Origin of the sequence: Paeniglutamicibacter sp. NPDC091659 (assembly GCF_044756805.1) — a bacterium.
Taxonomy (GTDB): domain Bacteria; phylum Actinomycetota; class Actinomycetes; order Actinomycetales; family Micrococcaceae; genus Paeniglutamicibacter.
Genome location: NZ_JBIVTO010000001.1, coordinates 645,686 through 667,459 on the forward strand (window position 1 = coordinate 645,686; position 21,774 = coordinate 667,459).

Annotated in this window: 19 protein-coding genes; 5 read left to right on the top strand and 14 right to left on the bottom strand. The window is 66.0% G+C overall.

Going from position 1 to position 21,774, the window contains the following annotated elements:
* Positions 1-128: 128 nt before the first annotated feature.
* From ACIQLF_RS02920 to nirB, 9 genes are all read right to left on the bottom strand, one after another.
* Entirely contained in the window at positions 129-587 is a 459-nt protein-coding gene (locus ACIQLF_RS02920) for an Lrp/AsnC family transcriptional regulator (RefSeq protein WP_400294135.1), read from the bottom strand.
* 79 nt (positions 588-666) lie between these two features.
* Complete coding sequence (locus ACIQLF_RS02925; protein ID WP_400294137.1) at positions 667-1,668, bottom strand: PDR/VanB family oxidoreductase; 1,002 nt, start codon at positions 1,666-1,668, stop codon at positions 667-669.
* Complete coding sequence (locus tag ACIQLF_RS02930) at positions 1,649-2,701, bottom strand: Rieske 2Fe-2S domain-containing protein (RefSeq protein ID WP_400294139.1); 1,053 nt, start codon at positions 2,699-2,701, stop codon at positions 1,649-1,651. Before ACIQLF_RS02930 ends, ACIQLF_RS02925 begins: the two co-directional genes overlap by 20 nt.
* A 48-nt stretch (positions 2,702-2,749) precedes the next feature.
* Positions 2,750-3,514: an SDR family NAD(P)-dependent oxidoreductase gene (locus tag ACIQLF_RS02935; RefSeq protein ID WP_400294141.1), complete on the bottom strand. Its 765-nt coding sequence runs from the start codon at positions 3,512-3,514 to the stop codon at positions 2,750-2,752.
* Complete coding sequence (locus tag ACIQLF_RS02940; RefSeq protein ID WP_400294143.1) at positions 3,514-3,936, bottom strand: VOC family protein; 423 nt, start codon at positions 3,934-3,936, stop codon at positions 3,514-3,516. The genes ACIQLF_RS02935 and ACIQLF_RS02940 overlap by 1 nt, the downstream gene beginning before the upstream one ends.
* A gap of 44 nt (positions 3,937-3,980) precedes the next feature.
* Complete coding sequence (locus ACIQLF_RS02945) at positions 3,981-5,474, bottom strand: APC family permease (RefSeq protein WP_400294145.1); 1,494 nt, start codon at positions 5,472-5,474, stop codon at positions 3,981-3,983.
* 657 nt (positions 5,475-6,131) lie between these two features.
* Positions 6,132-7,259: a uroporphyrinogen-III synthase gene (locus tag ACIQLF_RS02950; protein ID WP_400294146.1), complete on the bottom strand. Its 1,128-nt coding sequence runs from the start codon at positions 7,257-7,259 to the stop codon at positions 6,132-6,134.
* On the bottom strand, positions 7,256-8,281 hold the full coding sequence (gene cobA / locus ACIQLF_RS02955) for a uroporphyrinogen-III C-methyltransferase (protein ID WP_400294148.1): 1,026 nt from the start codon (positions 8,279-8,281) through the stop codon (positions 7,256-7,258). The genes ACIQLF_RS02950 and cobA overlap by 4 nt, the downstream gene beginning before the upstream one ends.
* Positions 8,278-10,908, bottom strand: coding sequence for a nitrite reductase large subunit NirB (gene nirB / locus ACIQLF_RS02960; protein WP_400294150.1), 2,631 nt, complete (start codon positions 10,906-10,908; stop codon positions 8,278-8,280). Before nirB ends, cobA begins: the two co-directional genes overlap by 4 nt.
* A gap of 405 nt (positions 10,909-11,313) precedes the next feature.
* On the opposite strand from nirB, the gene nirD reads away from it, so the two are divergent.
* Positions 11,314-11,691, top strand: a complete 378-nt coding sequence (nirD, locus tag ACIQLF_RS02965; protein WP_400294151.1) for a nitrite reductase small subunit NirD — start codon at positions 11,314-11,316, stop codon at positions 11,689-11,691.
* Positions 11,688-12,458, top strand: a complete 771-nt coding sequence (locus ACIQLF_RS02970) for a sirohydrochlorin chelatase (RefSeq protein WP_400294153.1) — start codon at positions 11,688-11,690, stop codon at positions 12,456-12,458. The genes nirD and ACIQLF_RS02970 overlap by 4 nt, the downstream gene beginning before the upstream one ends.
* A 114-nt stretch (positions 12,459-12,572) precedes the next feature.
* Here ACIQLF_RS02970 and ACIQLF_RS02975 read toward each other — a convergent pair whose 3' ends face one another.
* From ACIQLF_RS02975 to ACIQLF_RS02985, 3 genes are read right to left on the bottom strand one after another with little or no spacing between them, the layout of a single operon-like run.
* Positions 12,573-14,078: an FAD-dependent oxidoreductase gene (locus ACIQLF_RS02975; protein ID WP_400294155.1), complete on the bottom strand. Its 1,506-nt coding sequence runs from the start codon at positions 14,076-14,078 to the stop codon at positions 12,573-12,575.
* Complete coding sequence (locus ACIQLF_RS02980; RefSeq protein ID WP_400294157.1) at positions 14,078-16,249, bottom strand: molybdopterin oxidoreductase family protein; 2,172 nt, start codon at positions 16,247-16,249, stop codon at positions 14,078-14,080. The genes ACIQLF_RS02975 and ACIQLF_RS02980 overlap by 1 nt, the downstream gene beginning before the upstream one ends.
* Positions 16,250-17,599 carry an MFS transporter gene (locus ACIQLF_RS02985; protein WP_400295014.1) on the bottom strand — a complete coding sequence of 450 codons (1,350 nt, stop codon included), beginning with the start codon at positions 17,597-17,599 and terminating at the stop codon, positions 16,250-16,252.
* A gap of 455 nt (positions 17,600-18,054) precedes the next feature.
* Here ACIQLF_RS02985 and ACIQLF_RS02990 point away from each other — a divergent pair, with 455 nt between their 5' ends.
* Positions 18,055-18,834, top strand: a complete 780-nt coding sequence (locus ACIQLF_RS02990; RefSeq protein WP_400294159.1) for a VOC family protein — start codon at positions 18,055-18,057, stop codon at positions 18,832-18,834.
* A 142-nt stretch (positions 18,835-18,976) separates the two neighbouring features.
* Here ACIQLF_RS02990 and ACIQLF_RS02995 read toward each other — a convergent pair whose 3' ends face one another.
* Positions 18,977-19,408, bottom strand: a complete 432-nt coding sequence (locus ACIQLF_RS02995) for a winged helix-turn-helix transcriptional regulator (RefSeq protein WP_400294161.1) — start codon at positions 19,406-19,408, stop codon at positions 18,977-18,979.
* Positions 19,409-19,533: 125 nt separating this feature from the next.
* On the opposite strand from ACIQLF_RS02995, the gene ACIQLF_RS03000 reads away from it, so the two are divergent.
* Positions 19,534-19,899 carry a DoxX family protein gene (locus ACIQLF_RS03000; RefSeq protein ID WP_400294163.1) on the top strand — a complete coding sequence of 122 codons (366 nt, stop codon included), beginning with the start codon at positions 19,534-19,536 and terminating at the stop codon, positions 19,897-19,899.
* A gap of 161 nt (positions 19,900-20,060) precedes the next feature.
* The gene (locus ACIQLF_RS03005) at positions 20,061-20,663 is read left to right on the top strand and encodes an NADPH-dependent FMN reductase (protein ID WP_400294165.1); all 603 of its coding nucleotides are present in this window, start codon (positions 20,061-20,063) and stop codon (positions 20,661-20,663) included.
* Between the two features lie 110 nt (positions 20,664-20,773).
* Here the strand turns inward: ACIQLF_RS03005 and ACIQLF_RS03010 are convergent, their stop codons facing one another.
* Positions 20,774-21,703: a LysR family transcriptional regulator gene (locus tag ACIQLF_RS03010; protein WP_400294167.1), complete on the bottom strand. Its 930-nt coding sequence runs from the start codon at positions 21,701-21,703 to the stop codon at positions 20,774-20,776.
* Positions 21,704-21,774 lie beyond the last annotated feature (71 nt).

The following is a 21,774-nucleotide window of genomic DNA, read 5'->3' on the forward strand; positions in this document are numbered from 1 at the left end:
GGGAGAAGGTGTCCAATCGGAGGCGCCAAGGGGCGCCGATTCACGGAACCAAGAAGCCAGTGCTCGTTGAACTTATCGATGCCGCCCGGGGAAGGGCCGGAATCGGCATCGCTGCTTCCAGAGGTGTCTTAGCGAACCGGGGCGCCGTAGCGCAGCTTATGCACCTTGAGCACTGTCATCGATTCGGTGCCGCTGACTCCCGGAATGGACTCGACCTTTTGGCGTAGGAAGTTCCACAGCTCGGTGTTGTCCCGGCAGAGCACCTCGATGCACAAATCGGCCCTACCCATCACCGTCGAAAGATACGTAACCTCGTCCATTGCCGTGAGGATTTCCACCGCCGCATCGTAGTGCTTGGGTTCGACCTTGATCAAGGTCAGGCAAAGCTGGGAGCCACGGTGCTGTTGTGGGTCGGCGAATGCCAGGATGCGCAGGATGCCATGTTCCTGCAGGCGCTTCACACGCTGGCGGACCGTGGCTTCCGAGGTGTCGACGGTGCGGGCTATCTCGCGGAAGGCACGCCGGCCGTCCTGTTCGAGTTCGCCAATGATCGCGCGGTCCAGATCGTCGAGTGTGTACTCAGCCATGCCTTGAGTCTAACGGGGGTTGGGCCCAGGTCCGTTCTACGGAGTCAACACCATTGAACGGCCCTGGCTGGAATGTTTATTACAGGTCAAGGACCAGTTTTTTGCCGCAAGCCCGCGAGACGCAGGTCATCATGCAGTCGTTGGCGGCGCGTTCGGCCTCGGTGAGCAAATCGTCGCGGTGATCGACCTCGCCCTCCAGCACCTGTGCCTCGCAGGTGCCGCAGAATCCCATCTCACATGAGGAAGGATGTTCCACTCCGGCGGATCGTATCGCGTCCAACACGGACTGCCCGGGGTCGACCTCGACCTCCGTGCCGCTGCGCGCCAGGAACACGGTGAATGACCCGGTGCCGGACTCGCCGGTGTCCGTTTCCACAGGTGCCGCGGGCGCCTGGGTGAATCGTTCCAGGAACAGGTCGGGGGAGCGTCCCGCGGCATCCATCTTGGCAGCCAGTGCGTCCATGAGCGGGCCGGGTCCGCAGCAGTAGACGGCTGCCCCGGCGCTCTCCTCAACCAGGGTGTCAAGATCCGGGTGGCCATCGGTTTCGGCGCTGACGAAGCGCACCTGCCCGCCACCAAGCTCACGTAATTCCCCGGCGAATGCGAAATGATCGTCACTGCGCGCGCCGTACACCAACTCCCAAACGCCGCCGGTGGATTGCACTTTCTTGATCATGGCCAGGATCGGGGTAATCCCGATCCCTCCGGCGACAAAAACGTAGCGCGGGGCCTCGACCAGCGGGAAGTTATCCCGCGGGGTGCCGATGGTGATCCTCGACCCGGCGCGCAACGCGCGGTGGGCTTCCAGCGATCCGCCGCGGCCCGCGAATTGTTCGAGCACGGCGATGGTGTAGCTGGAGTTCGTTCCCGGATCCCCGCACAGCGAATACTGCCGGACGATGCCCGAAGGCAGGTGCACATCCACATGGGCGCCCGGCGTCCAGTCCGGCAGCGCGGAGCCGTCTGCCGCGACAAGTTCGAAGGAGGTGATGTCGGTGGCCTCGCGGCGGGTTGCAACGACCATCACCTCAAGGGTGGCTGCAGCGGCGCGCGAGGTCCGCTCAAGCAGTGGCGTAGTCATGGTCCTGCTCCTTCTCGCTTTCAAGGGCGGTCTTGGCCCGGGTGATCAATTCGTTGAAGGACCGGCGGAAGTTCAGGGTGAACATGTCTGCCGGGACGGAGTATTCCTGCACCTCGGCGTCCCACGGGATCTCGCGCGGGTCCATGCCCTCTACGATCGGCAGGTCCTCGCGGTAGACGATTTCCTCGATGCGCAGGCACTCTTCCAAGCCCGCGCCCTTGTAACCAACTTCGTTGGCAACACCCCAGAAGATCTTCACGGTGTTGTAGTCCACAGGACACGGGAATCCCGCCACGATCCTGTGGCCCAGGCGCTCGTAGTTGTACGTGATGGTGGCAAGCCCGGGGGCCGAGCACTCGTAGTACATCATGGCGTCTCCGTCCTCCGCCCATTCGCCCGTGCCGGCGTTCAGCTCGCGCTCCATGTGGATATCCAGCCCGTCGCGGGTCACGGCCAAGGGCTCGACGACCTCCGGGGTAGGTCCCATGGAGACTTTGTGCACGAACGGAAAATGGGCGACGTCGCGGAAATTTTCGATGGTGATGCCAACACCGACCGAGGAATCCATGACCGGTCCCGCCAGCCATTCCAGATCCAAGCCCTTCCAGCGTGCCACGTCGTAGACGGGGCGGATGGGATCCTCAAGCACCGTCCACACATGTCCGTAGCGCAGCTCGACCGGGTAGCTCTTGACCCCTGCCCGCGCTGGGACCTTGGCTTGGTCCGCCAGCGAAGGAACGCGCACGCAGGCACCGGTTCCGGTGCCGAATTCCCAACCGTGGTACGGGCAGCCGATCGATTTTTCATGCACCTCGCCCTTGGACAGGTCGGCGCCTCGGTGCGGGCATCGGCGGTCCAGCACAGCGACATCGCCTGCACCGTCGCGGAAGATCACCAGGTTGGTGCCCAGCAGCGTTGCCGTCTGTGGCTTGCCCAGGTCCGTAATGCGTGCCACGGGGAACCAGGATCGGCGCATGGCCGCCTCGGCCAGGAATCGCTTGGAGTTCGTTTCGGGGGAGCTGGTGGTGCTCATGATCGATCGTGCTTTCTACTGTGTGGTGAAGGTGGGGTTGCGGGTGGGCTAGACGCCCACGATGAGGGCGCCGCCGTTGACGTTCAGCGTCTGCCCGGTGATGAAGGACGCCTGGTCGGATGCCAGGAAGGCGACGGAAGCCGCGATTTCCAGTGGATCGGCCAGACGTCCCAGCGGGACCGCGGCAAGTTCCTCGGCGTAGACCTCGTCGGGGATCATCCGGGTGGCCACGGCGCCGGGGGTTACCGCATTGACCAGGATGCCCTCTGCGACAAGTTCCTTGGCAAGGGCCCGCATCATGGACAGCTGCGCGGCCTTGGAAATCATGTACCCGTAGGAGTGGCCGTCGGGCACCTGACCCCACGAGGAGGAAATGAAGATGACCCGAGGGGACTTCGAGGCGCGCAGCGCACCAAGCGCCGCCCGGGTGATGGCATAGGGTGCCAGTACATTGACCTCGAAGTAGGGGCGCAGCGCGGCGGCATCCGTTTGTTCCAGCGTCTTGAAGTCGTGCATGATGCCCGCGTTGTGGACCAGGATGTCCAGCCCGCCGAGCTGATCGACGGCCGTGGCGGCAAACGTTTCGGCGGCACCCGGTGCGGTGATGTCCGCGGACAACGTTACGACCCTGACCCCGGTGTTTTCCCGCAATTGCGCAGCCAAGGCGGTCAGTTCGGCTTCGTCCAGATCGATGAGCAGCAGGTCGGCGCCGCGGGCCGCCAGGGTGCTGGCGTGCGCAGCACCCATGCCGCGGGCCGCGCCCGTCACCAGGGCCACGCGCCCGTCGAGCCGTTCGTTGGGAAGTGTGGACATTATTCGTCTTCCCCTGCATGCGGTTCGGTCACGTAGATCATGTTGCCGTCCGGGTCGAAGAACGGGCGGTAGCGGTACCAGCGGCCGGAGGGGTGCTTCCAGATGGTGATCTCGTCGTGCACCCACTGGACCTTGTCCTTGAGGAACACGTGGGCCTCGTCCAGGTCCTCGACCTCGAAGGCGAACGAATCGAATCCTGCCGGGTCTTTCTCGTTGATGCCGGTGCGGCGGAAGACCATGTCCTGGTGTTCGGTGGCGAACAGGTACAGGGTCAGGTTGCCGAAATCGATGCCTGCCCAGCCTTCGCCGGGCTCGTATGGGAGGAAGAACTTCAGTCCGAGGGTTTCGGTGTAGAACTTCACCATCTCATCGAAGTTGTTGCTGAGGATGTCCATGTTGTCGATGCGCTTGAGCTTGAGCATGACTGTTCCTTTCCGTGGGTGAGGGGGGTGTGGAATGTGGATAGCTACTGCTGGATGGCTGCGGGCTCGGCCGTCCCCGGTGCCTCGGGCACGTCGTAGCCAACGATGTCTGGCCGCGGGTTCGGGTGTCGCAGGCGCAGCGGCTGCCGTTCCTGGCGCAGCTGGCGGTAGGCGTAGAGCACGAGCGACAGCGAGAGCACCAGCACGCCGATGATGATCTCGCGGACCCCGCCGTAGCCGGTGATGCCGGCGCTGAACAGGCCGACGACCAGGATGAATGAGTCGATGATCGCAAGCAGCGCGGCGATCTTGACCCACTGCTTGCCCAGGCGGATGGGGCGCGGGGCGTCGGGGTGGTCCCGACGCAGCTGGATGAATCCAGTCAGCGAGAGGATGTGGCAGATCAGGTAGCCCATGATGCCGGCGACAACCACCGCGAGCGCCTCGCCGACGAAGATGATCAATACGACGTTGACAAGCAGGTCCAGGCTCATGGCACGGGCAGGAACCTTGCGGCGGTTCAATTCGCCAAGCTGCCTGATGGTCAGGCCCTCCAACGCGCTTCCGTGCAGTACGCGGCCGCCTGCTGCGGTTGTCATGACCATCATGAGCATCAGCCCGGCGATCAAGCAGATGGTCACCCACGGTCCGCTGCCGGGCAGGACCTGTTCTGCGGCCTGGATGTAGAAGGTGACCGGGTTGGCGGAGATTTCCTCTTGCGTTGCCAATCCGGATACCCCCAGCGGGACCAGGAAGTACACGCCGATGACAAAGAATCCTGCCAGACGGAGGGCGATCTTGGAGTCCTTGATCGGGTTCTTGAATTCCGGGACGAATGAGGCGACGGATTCGATGCCGTAGACACTCCACGCCATCACGAACATCCAGGCGAGCGAGGTCTGCCAGGCAGGGTTGTCGCCCGCGCCCAGGGACCATGCGAGGTTCTCGGCGCTCCACGAATCGGAGATCAGTGGTGCCAACGCGAAGAGGACGATGGGGATGAGGATCAGTACGCCCGTGACGTACATGATGCCCATGGCCGGGCGCATGCCCAGCACGTTCAGGCCCCAGCCCATCAGCAAGACTACGAGTGCGATCAGGTGTGGAAGGCCGATTTCCGCGGTGCCCGTGGAGATGGTCCAGGTCTGGTCACTGAACCACTCGGCCTGCATGAGCGTGCCGATCTGGAGTCCGTAGATGGCAAGCGAACTGGACCAGGAGAACCAGTAACCGAATGTGGCCAGCGGTCCGACGAAGGCATTACGGCTGCGCCACCCCTGGTTGGCGTATAGCGCGATGCCGCCGACCTTGTCGCCGAACATGGCCGCCATTTCCGAATAAATGAAGTTCTGCAGGCAGGCGAGGATGGCGACTGCGACCACCAACGCAATGGCGGTCAGTGCGCCCAGCGCGCCGAGGGAATATCCAATGATGATGAAGAGCGCTGCGGGGATGGACAGGCTGATCGTGAAACCGTCCCACCAGCGAAGGGAGCGTTCGTAGGCTTGATCGCCCACGGTTGATTGTTGTTCGCTCACTGGGTATCTGCTCCTGAGAGAGGGATCGAAAACGTATCAATCCATAATCTGTGTAGTGCGCGGACAGGAGCATCACGTCTGTTGATCCCTTGCGCATCGATGAACGTGATGACGCTAACACCTCCGCATTGCGTGGCGCAACGGGGAATTTTGAGCGAATAATGCGTTTTTGTTCGAAATTGAACTACGCATTGCGTTGTTTGACCTGTTTGGGGGTGGCATTCAATGTGCTGGGACGCGGAACTGCCTGCGTTGCGCAAAGTGCTCAGGACGCATGGGTGCCAGGAAAAAAGTTCCCACTCGTTTCGGCGCATCCGTTCGTAACATGTCGACTGGATGAGTGCCGATCGCGTGGACTTTGCGGGACGGGGTTGTGTCGGTGCAACTTAAACGCAACGGTCTTCGACCGGCCGGTCTGCCTGTGCGCAACATTCGTCGCCAGCGACCCAGGCCAATGGCTGCCCGTCTTCCGAACGCGCAGTAGCCTCCCGCAGGGTGCATGCGGGAGGCTTGGTCGGTTCCCGCCCATGCGGGAGAGTCGGCGAGCCGGATGGCCGCTGCCCTACACGTCAGCGTCGTATCAGCGCACAGCTTCCGGTCCCGCGCGATCGGCACGACAGGGACCGGCAACCACGCAGCCCACGATCAGAGGCGGCTCTAGACGTTGATCCGGTAGCCGCGCTTGACGACAGTGGAGATCAGCTGCGGGTCCGGCAAGGCCCGCCGAAGCCTGCTCAGTGCCATGTCAAGGGCGTGGTCCGATGAGCCGTCGGGCAAAAGCGAGACCAGCCGGGCACGGGGGACCACCCGACCGCGAGCGCTCAGGATCGCCTTGAAGAGTTTCAGCTGGATGGCACTGAGTTCGCGGTCGTCCCCGCCCAGGAGCACGGTGTCCCCGCGCAGCTCGCAGGACCCCAGAACGGTTTGGCAGCTGATCGACCCGCTGTCGGAGAGGTGTTCCACCAGGATGCGGATCATGGCACCCATCCGGTGCCGTTCGGGGACCAGCGGTTCGATCCCGACTTCCCGCAGCGGGGCGGCCGTCACCGGTCCCACGGTCACGCAGCACACTCTGAACTGGAGCGCCTCCAGCAGTTCCGTGTAGCAGCCCTGCTCCTCCGCGGCGGCGAGCAGCGCGCGGACCGCCGGCGCACTGGTGAAGGTGACTGCGTCGATGGCCCCGGAACACAGGGCCCGAAGCAAGTGGGTCATCCGGTCCGCGTCCTCCGGGGGTCCCCAGCGATACGGGCTGATCCGGATGACCTCGCTGGCTCCGGCGTCCGCCAGGGCCTGTGCCGCAGGGTCGTCGCCGATTCCGTGCTGTTGCAGCACCACGGTCTTGCCGGCAACCTTCGGGGACACCTCGGAAACCAGCGTGGAGGTCAGTTCGTCGCTGCTCATGCCGTCGGCCTCGAAGCCCAGCGCGCGCACGGCGCCCAGGGCCTTGGGGCCGCGCACGTGGATCGACGCGTCGTGCAGGACTTGCGTGAGCTCGTCGCCCAGGCCGGCGGCATCGGCCGTCTCGAACCACCGGCGGAAGCCGTAGGCCGTGCTGACCAGCACGAATTCGGGCTGCAGGCCCAGGACCAGCCGTGTTTGCTCCAGCAATTCCGCGTCCTCGACCAGCGGTGCCATGCGCAACGTCGGGGCGTGCTGCACCTGCGCGCCCCGACGTTGCAACGCCTCAATCAGTTCGGCCGAACGACGTTCCGAGGTGACGGCGATCCGGAATCCGGACAGGGGCGAGGCCGCACGGCCAACTGTGTCCAGCTCGGCCACGCTCATTGAGCAACCGCCGGCATCAGCGACTGCAGCTCAACGTCCTGGTCGCCCAGGGCCGCGACCCCGCCGATCACGATGACCGCCGGGTTGCTGCAACGCGCGTTGCGCGCCGCCTCGGCCAGCGTCCCCAGGGTCGCCCGGGTGCTGCGTTGGGTGTCGGTGCAGCCGCGCTCGATGATGGCGGCCGGCGTGCCGGCATCAAGACCGTGGCGCAACAGCCCCGCGGTGGTCTGCTCCAGCGTGGCAACGCCCATGAGCACCACCAACGTGCCGCCGAAGCCGGCCATGTGCCCCAGCTCCTGCTCGGTGAACGGGTCGTGACCCGAGAGCACCGTGAAGCCCTTGCTGATTCCGCGTGCCGTCACCGGAATGCCGACGGCCCCCGGCACCGAGATCGCGCTGCTGATCCCGGGGATCACCGTCGCCTGGATTCCCGCGGCCCGGCAGTCCGCCAGCTCCTCGGAGCCGCGCCCGAAGACGTACGGGTCCCCGCCCTTGAGCCGCACCACGTTGTTCCCGGCACGGGCCGATTCGATCATCAGCTCGGTGATGCGCGTCTGGGGAACCTTGTGGTGGCCAGGTGCCTTGCCCACGTCCACCAGCTCGGCGCCCGGTGCCAACCGGGCAAGCTCGTGGCTGGGGCCCAGCCTGTCGTAGAACACCACGTCTGCCGCCGCCAACGAGGCGACCCCGCGCACGGTGAGCAGGTCGCTGCTGCCGGGGCCGCCGCCGAGCAGCGTCACGGACCCCTCGGCCCCTGCCGCGGGCTCGTGGGAAAGCAGGATGGCCTCGCCCTCGGCCAGCCTGTCCAGGACCGCCCACCCCGGGTTGCCGTCGTCGACGGCAACGACCAGGCGGATCCGGTGTGCCGCGTCCAGCAGCCTTTCCGCCGCGCTTGGATCGTGTGCCTCAAGGACGTGGGCGCCGGCGGCCTTGTAGCGCGCCACCGCTCGCCGCGCGGCCCGGGGTTCTCCCGCGATGAGCACATGGTGGCCGTTGAGCTGCAGGTTGCCGGTGAACATCATGACTCCCAGGTTGAATTCGGGGCACCGATGCCGATGCTGGCTCCCAGTGAAACCGGTGCGGCCGGACGGTGCTGGCCGCGCTCGGGGACGTATTCCAGGTCCGGATCGGACAGGCCCGGCGCATTGACGAAGGAACGGAAGCGGCGCAATTTCTCCGGGTCCGCCAGCGTGGCGGCCCATTCGTCCTCGTAGCTGCCGATGTGGTTTTCCATGGCGTCCTCGAGTTCCGCGCCCAGGCCCAGCGAGTCCTCGACGACCACGGAGCGGACCATCTCGATGCCGCCGTCGAGGTCCTCCATCCAGCGGGCGGTGCGCTGGAGCTTGTCTGCCGTGCGGATGTAATACATCAGGTACCTGTCCACGTATCGAATCAGTGTCTGGTCGTCGATCCCGCCTGCCAGCAACTGGCCGTGGGCGGGATTGGCGCCGCCGTTGCCTCCCACGTAGAGGTTCCAGCCTTCCGCGGTGGCGATGACGCCGACGTCCTTGGCGCGGGCCTCGGCGCATTCGCGGGCGCACCCGGAGACGCCCATCTTGAACTTGTGGGGCGCCCGCAAGCCGCGGTAGCGCAGTTCCATTTCGATGCCCATGGCCACGGAATCCAGCATGCCGTAGCGGCACCAGGAGGAGCCGACACATGTCTTCACGTTGCGCAGGGACTTGCCGTAGGCCTGCCCGGATTCGAATCCGGCATCGACCAATTCCTTCCAGATCTCCGGCAGCTGTTCGAGCCTGGCGCCGAACATGTCGATGCGCAGCCCGCCGGTGAGCTTGGTGTACAGGTTGTATTTGGCAGCCACCGCGGCAATCACGCCGAGCTTCTGAGGGGTGATTTCCCCGCCCGGGATCCGGGGGACCACCGAGTAGGTGCCGTCCTTCTGCATGTTGGCCATGACGCGGTCGTTGGTGTCCTGCGCGCCGGCCAGCCCGCCTTCCATCGGGTGCCCGGAGGTCTGCGAGGCGAGGACGGAGGCGATCACCGGCTTGCAGATGTCGCAGCCCGCCCCCTGTCCGAAGCGCTGCATGATTTCCGGGTAGGTTTTCAGGCCGGCCACGCGGACGGCCTCGAAAAGCTGGGCCCGCGAGAGCTCGAAGTGCTCGCACATGGCCGCCGAGATGACCGCCCCGTTCTTGAGCATCTCGGTTTCCATGAGCTTCTTGAGCATGGGCACGCACGAGCCGCACTGGGTTCCGGCCCGCGTGCAGCCCTTCAGCGCCGAAAGGTTCGTGACGGGTTCCTGGCCCTCGCAACTTCCGCAGCCGCCCACGGCGTCCCGGATGGTTCCGGCATTGACGTTGTTGCACGAGCACAGGACGGCGTCGTCGGGCAGCTCGCCGTCCGGCGCCTCGCCGCCCAGGGCGCTGAGGTAGGCACCCGGCTCGGCGGGGAGTTCCCGGCCCAGCAGCGGACGCAGCGCCTGGTAGGGGCTGGCATCTCCCACGAAGATCCCGCCCAGGAGCACCTTGGCGTCCCGGGAGACAACGATCTTTTGGTAGAGGCCGCGCGGCGCATCCGCGTAGACCACCTCCAAAGCACCCTCGGTGCGCGCGAAACCGTCGCCAAAGCTTGCAACGTCCACGCCGGAAAGCTTGAGCTTCGTGGCGGTGTCGAACCCGCCGAACTCGGCGGACCCGCCCTGCAACTGCTCGGCGAGCACCTCCGCCATGGCGTTGGCCGGGGCCACCAGGCCCACGCACATCCCCTCGAAGTTCGCGACCTCGCCGATGGCCCAGACATGCGGCACGGCCGTGGCGCAGCGCGCGTCGATCTCGATGCCGCCGCGCTGGCCCAGGCCGAATCGCGGTGCCGGGCTTTGGTCCGCATCAAGGAATTCGTTGTGGCTGCGGGCCAGTTCGTCGCGCGGCCGGACGCCGATCGAGACCACCACCATGTCAGCCTCGATCCGGCGGCCATCGGCCATCAGCACGCCCTCGACCCGCACCTCGCCTGCCTCGGTGCCGGTGATGATTTCCTGCGGGAAGACCCCGCCGTGCACCGTGAAACCGGTGTCGGCGATGAGCCGGCCCATGGCCTGGCCCGCGCCCTCATCGAGCTGGGTTCCCATGAGCCACTTGCCGCCGTCGATGACCACCGCGTCCGCCCCGAGCGCCTGGGCGCCGGCGGCCGCCTCGAGCCCCAGCAAACCGCCGCCGATGGTGGCCACCACCGGGGTGCGGCCCAGGCGGTCGGCAAGTTCGTTCACGCCGGCGGCAATGGCCCAGACGTCCTCCAGGGTCCGGTACACGTGGGTGTGCTCGGAGCCTGGGATGGGCAGGGTGGCGGCGTTGGAGCCGGTGGCCAGGACCAGTTCGTCGTACTCGAAGCTGCGCCCGTCGGCCGTGGAAACCTGGCGGTTGGCGCTGTCGATCCCGATGGCCGCGGCATGGGTTTCAAGGGTGATGTTCTCCCGTTCCCACAGCCCGGCATCGCCCAGGGTCAGGTCTACCCCGGGGTTCGTCAACGCCTGCGAGAGTGCGACCCGGTCATAGGGAAGGTGGACTTCCTCGGTGAGCACGGTGATGTGTACGTTGCTCGGCTCCCGGCCGGCCATGGCCTCGGTGAAACGATGGGCGGCGGGGCCTCCGCCAACCACCACAATGCGGCGTGATCCATTCACTGCGCTCATTTTGTAACTCGACTTTCGCTCACGACCCAAGGGTGCTGTGGTTGACTGCTTTCCACCCTAGGGAGCCGGTTTTGCCACCCGATGACCCACGCGTTTCGGTCTGCACAATTTCGTGCACCAATCACATGACGTGGGGTGAGTGTCCCGAAACATGGATGAAACGATCTCCGGACCAGACGTTCTTTACCCGCGCCGCGGCCTCGCGGCGACCGCCGGTTTCGGGCGGGATCACTCCGCCTCACCGGATCCTTCCGGCGGTGTGAGGGACGGTTTACAGGTGCGCAACACCAGAACGTCGAGCGTGAAACAACGGCTCCGTAGGCTCGCCTCATCGCAACAAGCCGGATCCAAAAAACCCGGACCGGAAACCCCGGATCGAAAAAACCAGTCGAGAGGAACCCAGTGATGAGCGCTGTAGTCGAAGAAGCCGTACTCGAATCCGAAGACGGCATGGTGTCGGTGTGCCGACCCGAGGACCTCGAGCCGGGATGGGGTGAAGCAGCATGGCTGGGAGGGAAGCAGATCGCCCTGTTCCGTACGGACGGCGAGGACTTTTTCGCCGCGTCCCACCACTGCCCCACCAGCGGGGCCAAGGTCATGGCCAGGGGGATTTTGGGCGACCGGATGATCGACGGCAACCGGGTGTCGACCATCGCGTGCCCGCTGCACAAGGAGGTGTACCGGTTGGACACCGGCGACTGCCTGAGCGCCGTCGCGCAGCCGCTGCCGGTCTTCCCGCTGGTCGAACGACAGGGACAGCTGTGGATGGCGGGAACGCCATGACCACGGTGTATGCAGAACCAGCCATGATGGACCACGCCGCGTGGCAGGGGTGGGCCGAGATGCTGCCCGAGCCCACGCTGGTGGCCGTCTCCCACGGAACTGGCGATCGGGCCGGTCGCGACGCGGTAAAGGGACTCGTGGATGCCGTGGGCACTGCCATGGGTGACACCCCGGTGCATGGTGCATTCGTGGATGTCGAGCACCCGAGGGCCGGTCGGTTCGTCCGCTCGGGGGTGCTGGGGCCGGATGCGTCGGCAGTCTTGGTGCCGTTGCTGCTCTCCGCAGGCACTCATGCGTCCGGCGATCTTGCCGAAGCCGCGGCGTTGCGACCGGGTACCCGGGTCGCACGTCCGCTGGGCCCTGCCACCGGGCTGGCGGTCGTGCTGCGCCGCCGCCTCCTGGAGGCCGGCTGGGTTCCGGGCGAGCCTGTGATCCTGGCGTGCGCAGGCTCGACCGATCCCGCGGGCGTCGCCGACTGCCGCACCATGGCGCAGCTTCTGGCCGGCCACTTGCAGGTTCCGGTCACCGCCGCATTCATTTCGGCCGCCGAACCACGACTCGGCGCCACGATCAACGCGGCGCGCACACACAACCCGGGAGTCCGCACGGCGGTTTCCACCTACCTGCTGGCTCCCGGCCATTTCGCGGATCTGGCGGCAGGCTGCGCACCGGACGTGCTGGGCAAGCCGCTGTTGGTCCCCGGAGAGAACCCGCCGCAGGAACTGGTTGACATGGTGGTCAAGCGATACCGGCAGGCCATCGCATAGAACCTCGCTTTGCCGCTCTCTGCGATGCCGCCCTTGACCTGGAATCACCAATAAGCCGTCCGATCCGTGAACCCACAGGATCGGACGGCTTTTGCGTACCGCGCTCGCCGGTTCTCAGACGGGAACCGGAACCTTCAGCATCGCCTCGATCGTGGCGCGGCAGCCGCCGCATCCGGTGCCGGCGCGGCATGCATCGCCCACCTCGGAGACCGTCAGGCACCCGTCCTCCACTGCCTGGGCCACCTGTCCGTGTGTGGCACCCGAGCAGCGGCACAACTGGTCATCGGGGCCCGCGGCCACCGGTGTCTGCGGCGCGCACGGGTCATCCAGGCGCAACAGCGTCGAGCGGTCCTGCGGCAACACGCTGCCACGCTCGTAGGCCAGCACCAGCTCGGCACTGGTCCGGGGCAGCCCCATGGCCAGGAAACCGGTGGGAATCCCGTGCCTGGTAACGAGTTTCAGGTAGCGTCCCGCCGCGGGGTCGGCAAAGACCGTCACGTGGTCCTCGCCCCCGTCCCAGAGTCCGGCCGAGATGTTTCCGCCGGCCGTCACCTCCAGCCCCTGGCCCTTGAGCATCATCACGTCCGAGGAATGGTGGGTCGGCGGGGCGATCGCGGGGTCCAGGTGTTCGGTGGGGGCATCCGGGCGCGGCGCCGGGTGCGTGAGCATGAAGTTCGCCAGCCAACCGGCCTGTGCCCACCCCGGGGCCAACAGCCCGACCGGTGCGCGGCCGGCAACCTCCGCGCAGTCACCGATCGCAAAGATGCGGTTCTCGGTATCGGCAACCAGGTATTCGTTGGTTTGGATCCCGCGGTTCACCTTCAGCCCGCACCCCGCGGCCAATTCGGTGCGCGCCCGGACACCCGTCGAGATGAGCAGGGCATCGCCGGGGATCACTCCGTGGCCCTCGGTCGCCAGACCGGTGAATCCCTTCTCGTCCTTTTCCACGCGCGTCGCCCGGACGCCGGAAACCACCTCGATGCCCGCGGCCCGCAGGCCCCGAGCCAGGAGTTTCCCGCCGTCGGCGTCCACCGTGCGGCCCAGCGGCGCCTCTCCGTGGTGGATGAGCACCGGGGAATGCCCGGCCTTGGCCATGGCCAGGGCCGCCTCGATGCCCAAGATTCCTCCGCCCAGCACCAGCACCCGGCCCTCGCGCCGAAGCACCTGGTTCAGTTCCGTGGCGTCCTCGAGGGTGCGCAGGGCGAGCACCCCGCAGGGCAGCTTGGCCTCGACGTGCGGCTCGAAATTCACTCCGTGCAGGGTCGGGATCACCGGCCGCGCGCCGGTGGCAAAAACCAGCCGGTCGTAGGGCAGCGCACTGCCGTCCTCCAAGCGCACCTGGCCGCGTGAACGATCCACGCGGGTGACCTTGGTGCCGAGTCGCAGGTCGATGCCTGCCTGCAGCAGCCGCTGCTCGTCGACCATGCCCAGGTGTTCGGCCTCGGTGGCCCCGACCGCCAACTCGGCAAGCAGCACCCTGTTGTAGGCCATGTGTTTTTCGGCGGAAACCACGGTGAGGTGGATCCTGCCGTCGGCGATGCCGGGGAGCAGGCCCTCCGCCAGGGAGGCGGCCACGGGTCCGAACCCGATGACGATGATGCGTTCCGGGGTGCCTGGCATCAGGACTCCTCTCCCAGGGGAAACAGCGACACGGGGACGTGCTTGAACTCGGGCATCGCACTGAGCGGGTCGACCAGCGCCGGGGTCAGCAGGTTGGCGTTGTTGGCGCCGGAAAAATGGAAGGGCAGGAACACCGTGTCCAGCCGGATCCCGGCGGTCAGCCGTGCCCGGGCGACCATCCGGCCGCGGCCGTTGGCCAGCGCGACGCGCTGCCCCTCGGCAATGCCGTGCGCCAGGGCTGTGGCCGGGTGGATTTCCAGGAACGCCTCGGGCGCCGCGGCGTTCAGCTCCGCCACGCGGCGTGTCTGCGTGCCCGTTTGGTAGTGCTCGAGCAACCGGCCGGTGACCAGCGAGATCATGCCGGATTGGTGGGCGGCCTCGGGTGGCGGGGTGTGGTGGACGGGGACGATCACGGCCCTGCCGTCGGGGTGGGCGAAGCGTTCCAGGAAGAGGCGCGGCGTGCCCGAACGCCTCCCGGGTTCGCGTGAGACCGGCTGGGCGGTGGAGCAGGGCCAGTACACCGCGGCCCCCGCGTCGAGGTCGTCCCAGTCGATCCCGGAGTAGTCGGCCAGGCCGCCCGCCGAGGCCAGGCGCAGCTCCTCGAAGACCTCGCGGGCATCGGCCGAGAATGTCCCGGGGGAGTCCAGTCGCCGGGCCAGCTCGGCGAGGATCCACAATTCGTTGCGCGCCATCCCCGGCGTATCCAGCGCGGCACGCCGACGCAGCACCCGCCCCTCAAGGTTTGTCATGGTGCCTTCCTCCTCGGCCCACTGCAGCACCGGCAGCACCAGGTGGGCCTCGGCCGCGGTTTCCGAGAGGAAGAAATCGCAGACCACCAGGAAGTCCAGGCGCCGCAACCCGGCGATGACCCGGGAGGCATCGGGCGAGGAGAGCGCCGGGTTCGATCCGTGCACCATGAGCATGCGTGCGCCGTGCTCGGTGCCCAGGGTGTGCAGCAACTCGGTGGCCGGCACGCCGGGGCCGGGAATGGTTTCCGGGTCCACGCCCCACACCCTGGCCACGTGTGCGCGGTGGGCGGGGTCGGTGATCTTTCGGTAGCCGGGCAGCTGGTCGCATTTCTGGCCGTGTTCGCGCCCGCCCTGGCCGTTGCCCTGGCCCGTGATGGTGCCGAACCCGCCGGCGGCGGTGCCCGGCAACCCCAGCAGCAGCGCGAGGTTGATCGCGGCCGTGGTGGTGTCGGTGCCGTTGGCGTGCTGTTCCACGCCGCGGCCGGTCAGGATATAGACGGGTCCGCCACCGGATTTCGCCGACCGCGCGGCCAGGGCCAGCGCACGGGCGGTGCGGCGGATCTCGCCGGCGGGAACGCCGGTCACCGATTCGACCCGTTCGGGCCACCACTGCGCCAGCGAGCTGCGCAGCGCGCCCAGGCCGTTGGTCCGCCGTGCCAGGTACTCGTGGTCGACGAGTGACTCCGTGAGGAGCACATGGGCCAGGCCCAGGAGCAGCTGCAGGTCGCTGGCGGGTGTCGGTTGCAGGTGCCAGCCCGCGCCGTTGGCGCAGAGCTCGGCCGTCGCCGAGCGGCGGGGGTCCACCACGACCAGTCCGCCGGAGGTGCGGGCGCCCTGAAGGTGCCGCACAAACGGGGGCATGGTGTCGGCGACGTTGGATCCCAGCATCAGGATCATGGAGGCCCCGTCCAGGTCGGCCAGCGGGAAGGGCAGCCCGCGGTCGAGCCCGAACGCGCGGTTTCCGGCCGTTGCGGCCGAGGACATGCAGAACCGGCCGTTGTAGTCGATGCGCGAGGTGCCCAGGGCCAGCCGGGCGAACTTGCCCAGCTGGTAGGCCTTCTCATTGGTCAGGCCGCCGGCGCCGAAGACCGCCACGGCATCCGCCCCGTGTTCGGCACGGATTCCCGCGGCGCGTTCGGCCACCAGGTCCAGCGCCTCGTCCCAGCCGATGGGTGCGAAGCCGCCGTCGGGCCGGCGCAACAGGGGAGTGTCCAGCCGTTCGGCGTGCCGAAGCAGCCTCGCCGCGCTGTAGCCCTTGCGGCACAGGGCGCCGCCGTTGGTTTCGAAGTTCCTCCCGCTCAGCTTTACCGGTTCGGCGGCGTAGGGCGTCGGCTCCAATGCGATGCCGCATTGCAGGGCGCAGTAGGGGCAGTGTGTGTCGGTGGCCTGGTGGACGTGTACGGCCTCGGTCGGAATGCTCACTCAGACTCCTTGGTTGGCGAACTCTGTGCCGCGGCGAACGTAGCAGAACCAGGTCACCATCATGAGCGCCACATAGAACGCGACGAAGATGCAGAATGCCGGGGTGTAGGAGCCGCGCAGCGAGATCGAGAGGCCCAGGGCCTGCGGGACCAGGAAACCGCCGTAGGCCCCGATGGCCGAGACCAGACCGAGTGCCGCGGCCGCCTTGCGGGCAGCGCCTACCTCGCCGGTCCTTCCCTCACCGGCGGACGCCGCCGTGGCGCGCAACGCGAAGACCGCCGGGATCATCCGGTAGGTCGAGCCGTTGCCGATGCCGCTGGCCGTGAAGAGCACCAGGAACAGGGCGAGGAAGAGCCAGAAGTTGGCGTGCGCGAGGGTCAGCACCAAGCCGACGGTCACCGTTGCCATGACGGTCAGGGCGCCGAGGGTGATCCTCGCGCCGCCGAACCGGTCGGCAAGTTTCCCGCCAAAGGGACGGGCCAGGGAACCGACCAGGGGGCCGAGGAAGGCCAGCGAAATCGTGGCCGTGCCCAGCTGGAAGGCGGAGTATCCGGTGAACGTGTCGGCGATGAGTTTCGGGAACACGGCCGAGAACCCGATGAAGGATCCGAAGGTGCCGATGTAGAGGGTCGCGATGATCCACAGGTGCTTTTCCTTCAGGCAGGCCAGCGCGCCACGCACGTCCGACCGGGCCGAGGTCAGGTTGTGCATGTTGCGCCAGGCGCCGAACGCGGCCACCAGGATCAAGGGGATCCAGATGATGCCCGCCATCGGCAGCTGCAACGAGCCGGCGGCGAAGACGGTGATGGCGATCGGCACCAGCAGCTGGGCCACCGCCGCGCCGAGGTTGCCGCCCGCGGCATTCAACCCCAGGGCCCACCCCTTCTGCGAGGCCGGGTAGAAGTAGGTGATGTTGGCCATCGAGGAGGCGAAGTTGCCGCCACCGAACCCGGCGAGCCCGGCCAGGGTCAGCATGACCCAGAAGGGGGTGCCGGTGTCGGAAACGGCCAGGGCCAGGCCGCCTGCAGGGATCAGCAACAGCAGGGCGGAGACGATGGTCCAATTCCGGCCCCCGAAGCGGGCGACCATGAAGGTGTAGGGGATTCTCAGGGTTGCGCCGACGAGGCTGGGCATCGAGATCAACCAGAAGAGCTGGGTGGTGCTGTATTCGAATCCGGCCTTCGGCAGGTAGACCGCGACGATTGCGAAGAGCTGCCATACGACGAAGCCCAGGAACTCGGCGAAAATTGACCAGCGAAGGTTGGTGGCGGCGGTGGAGCGACCGATGTTGTTCCAGAATTCAGGGTTTTCCGCGTCCCAATTGCTGACCCACCGACCCTTGGTCATCATCAGGGAAGTCGTGGGAGCTGTGACGGTGCCGATCGTTTGCGGTTCGGACTCTAGCTGGGTGCTCAAAGCGAATCGTTCCCTTTCACTCGTGGTTGATGCTGTTGAGCATTCCAGAGCGGGATTTCACCGAGGCGCAGTTGCTGTTGCGCCAAGGGTAAATGGAAATCACGATCACAATACAAAACGGGAGAATCCTGAAACCTGTTGGAAACGCGGTTGGAAGATTCAGGCTATGGGGCAACGCCATGGAACTGTTGGGCTGGGCGGATACGCTCATGCATGAGTCACGTTGTCGTCTTGGTGTGGAGGAGAAATGCCTAGCCGGAGGCGGCATGGTCCATCGATTCCCGGGGCAAAAGGTTCACTGGAATATGTCCAAAAGTTCATTGCCTCGCACCAGCCTCGGACATAGACTCGCCACTGGAACAGCCCCCCACTCACGGAACGGAAAACACATGCCCAAGCCAGACATCACCTCCGGATCGCCATGCTGGATCGACCTGATGACCGCCGATCCCCAGCGCTCGATGGACTTCTATTCCGAGCTTTTCGGATGGACCTACGAGGTCGGCGACCAGGAGAAGTACGGCGGCTACACCATGGCGTTCAAGGACGGACAGCCCGTCGCCGGCCTCATGATGAACGACGGCCAGTCCGGGTACCCGGACGTCTGGTCGACATACCTGCGCGTGGATGACATCGGCGCTGCGGTGGACGCTGCGGCAGCCAACGGCGGCGCGGTCTACATGCCGCCGATGGAAGTCCCGGAGCAGGGCAAGATGGCGATGATCGGCGATGCCGGCGGAGCGAGCCTCGGCCTCTGGGAATTCGGCGGCCACACGGGTTACCAGCTCGTTGCCGAGTCCGGAGCCCCCGCATGGCACGAGCTCTTCACCCGCGACTTCCCGGCCGCAGTGAAGTTCTACCAGGACGTTTTCGGCTGGGACATCAACGTCGTGGGAGACACCGACGAGTTCCGCTACTCCACCCTTGGCGCCAATGAGGAAGCCAAAGCCGGAATCATGGACGCCAGCTCGTTCCTCCCTGCCGAGGCACCTGCCAACTGGCACGTCTACTTCGCCGTCGACAACGCGGATGAAACCATCGAAAAGACACTGGCCCGCGGCGGCACGGTCATCCAGCCGGCCGAGGACACTCCCTTTGGCCGCAACGCGGCGCTCACGGACGCAACCGGCGCGCCGTTCTGGATCACCCAGGAGATCAAACAAGGTTAATCCCGGCCGAAACAAGGCCGGCAGCATCCCGCAGGGGTCGCGGTCGGCGTTGTTTGTGCCCGGAATCCGCCGGTAGGCAACCATCGTGGGGCCGGAACGAATACCGTCCACTTCCGGAACACCGCATCCGAACCGCGGCTGTTTAGGTTTCGGGCCCGTCGAATGCCGCGCGTGCGTCCAGGATCGCGCGGTGATTGGTTGCCGCCCAGCCCACGAGTTCGATCACCGGTTCGCTCAAGGAGCAGCCGAGTGGTGTCGTTGCGTACTCGACGCGAGGAGGGATTTCCGGATAGCTCGTGCGCGTGACGAGCCCGTCGCGTTCGAGGCTGCGGAGCGTTTGGGTGAGCATGCGGTGCGAAATCCCGTCGACACTGCGCTGGATCTCCGTGAAACGGCGGGGACCGTCGTGCAAGAGCCCGATCACTAGCAGACTCCATTTGTCGCCGACACGGGCGAGAACCTCGCGGATCACGCGGCTGGCGGGGTTGTCCGTGCTGCACATCGCCGCGCCGTCGGTATCGCCGAGCACGTGGATGGATTTGGGCGTTTGCACTTGTGGCGGATCGGTTTTCATGTCTGTTCCTTTCCAATACGCACCTCAAGGTGCGTAACGAACGTAGAAGTGCGGCAGTCCTCTGGGGAATATCCTAACAGTTGGTGCGTTATGCACTATTAGTAACCAACGAACTAGGAGTTCCCATGTATATTGCTCTTTGGGTAGTCACAGGTATTTTTGCAGCACTCTTCGCCATGGCCGGGAGCATGAAAGTCGTGAAGCCGTACGCCGGCATTCGCGAACAAATGGAATGGGTGGAAACGGTGACCCCCGCGCAGTTGAAGGGCATCGGCATCGTCGAGGTGCTCGGCGCCATCGGCTTGATTCTGCCGGCCGCAACGGGCATCGCGCCCTGGCTCACCCCGGTTGCAGCAGTGGGACTGCTCGTGACGATGATCGTCGCTACGGCCCTGCACGTACGCCGGAAGGAACCCTTCCTTCCCAGCCTGATCCTCGGCGTTGTCGCACTGGTTGTCGCAATCGGTTGGATCGTCATCCCGAAATTGTGACAAGCGCCGGACTGGTATGGCCCGGTGCTCCAGCGGTAAATCCCCGTGATTTTCGTGCGGTCCAGCCGCTTCCCAGAACCGCATTCGCCCGTGAGACATGGGCCCGGTTTGCGTCGCCGTAGACAGAAGCAACTCTTGCTCCTGGAGAGGAGCCACCCAGCATGTCCACTTCCACCGAACGACCGCTCATCAAGATCATCATCGGCAGCGTTCGCCCCGTGCGCGTCGGCGACCAGCTCGCTGCAGCCCTGGCGCCAGTGCTCGCCGAGGCCTCGGGATCGAAGGTCGAAATCATCGACCTCGCCGAGCTCGCCCTGCCGATGCTTGACGAGCCTCTGATGCCCGCGATGGGCAACTGCCAGAAGCCCCATACCATTGCGTGGAGCAAGATGGTCAAAGAGAGCGACGCCGTGGTGTTCCTGACGCCGCAGTACAACGGCGGCTACCCTGCAGCGCTGAAGAACGCCGTCGATTACCTCTACCACGAGTGGTCGTCCAAGCCCTCGCTCATCGTGAGCTACGGCGGCCACGGCGGCAGCCAGTCCGGGGCGCAGCTGCGCTCGGTGCTCGAGTTCGTCGGGCTGGACCTCGTGGCCGACAACGTGGAACTCACCCTTCCACGCGATTCCTACGGCGCCGACTGGCGGCTCACCGACGCAGGGCCGATCATTGCGAGCCATGGAACGGAGATCCGTGCCGCCGCCGAGGCCCTTGGTGCGCGACTGCGCAGCAAAGCCGAGGAGTCGGTGGCCGCTGGAGCCTAGCTCCATATCGGGCCAGTTCATCGATTGATTTCGGTGGCCTGGCCGGATTTTTTAAGTGCAGGGGGAAGTGGTTGCCCGTTTCTGCTGCGACGAACTACCCGCACGTCACCCTATCGAGGGGCGCGCGCGGCGAACTGGTCAACCACCTTGCCGATGACCTCGATCAGGCGTCCCGTGCGTGCCGGGGGCTGGTCCCACGTGGGGGTCACGACGCACAGCCGCGAGGGCATGACGTCGTCCTCGATCCGCAGCGGTACCAGGCTCCTGCCGCAATGCGTCTGGTGTGTCAGGTGTTCGTGGTGCAGCAGCGCGTATCCGAGTCCGGACGCGACGTAGGAACGGATCACCTCGTAGCTGGTCGAGGTGTACTTGATGTTCGGCGTGATGTTCAGTGCCTGGAAGTAGCTGATGTAGCGCTTGAACGACTGGGGGATGGAGAGGAACGCCGCAGGTTCGTCCGCCAGCTCGTGCAGCGACACCGATGTGCGGCCCGCTCGGACCAGCCGGTGGTCCTCGGCGACGACAACGTGGGGTGGGATGGTGCGTAGCGGGGTGGTTCCGAACTCGGGGGTCAGCTCGTCGCCATACATCAGCGCCACATCGAGCTGGCGCCGGCGCAAGGCTTCGGGCAGTTCGTCCAGGTTTCCCTCGGTCATGGTGAGCGTGACCCCGGGCATGAGCCGCGCCGTCTCCAGCAGGATCGTCGAGGAGTAGAACGGCGCAAGCGGGGCGTAGATGCCCACACTCAGTTCGCCACGCAGCGGATCGTCGGTGCCCCTGGCGATCGAGCCCAGGCGCCCGACCGAATCCAGCAGGGGTTCCAGCTCCGTCAGCAACCGGGTGCCCGCGAGGGTCGGCTCGACACCCTTGCGCGGGATGCGCGCGAGCAACTGGACGCGATACTGCCGCTCCAGGCGTGCAATCGACGTCGACAGGGTCGGCTGGGTGACGCTCAATGCCTCCGCCGCGCGCGTCAGGCTGCCCAGGCGGACCACCGTGCGGAAATACTCCAACTGGACGATCGTTGCGTCATCGAGCACTGTCCGATTCTCCTTTGTATTGATTTTGGCAATGCTAGCGTGAAAAAGCATTGATTGGACGCCACCTCCGG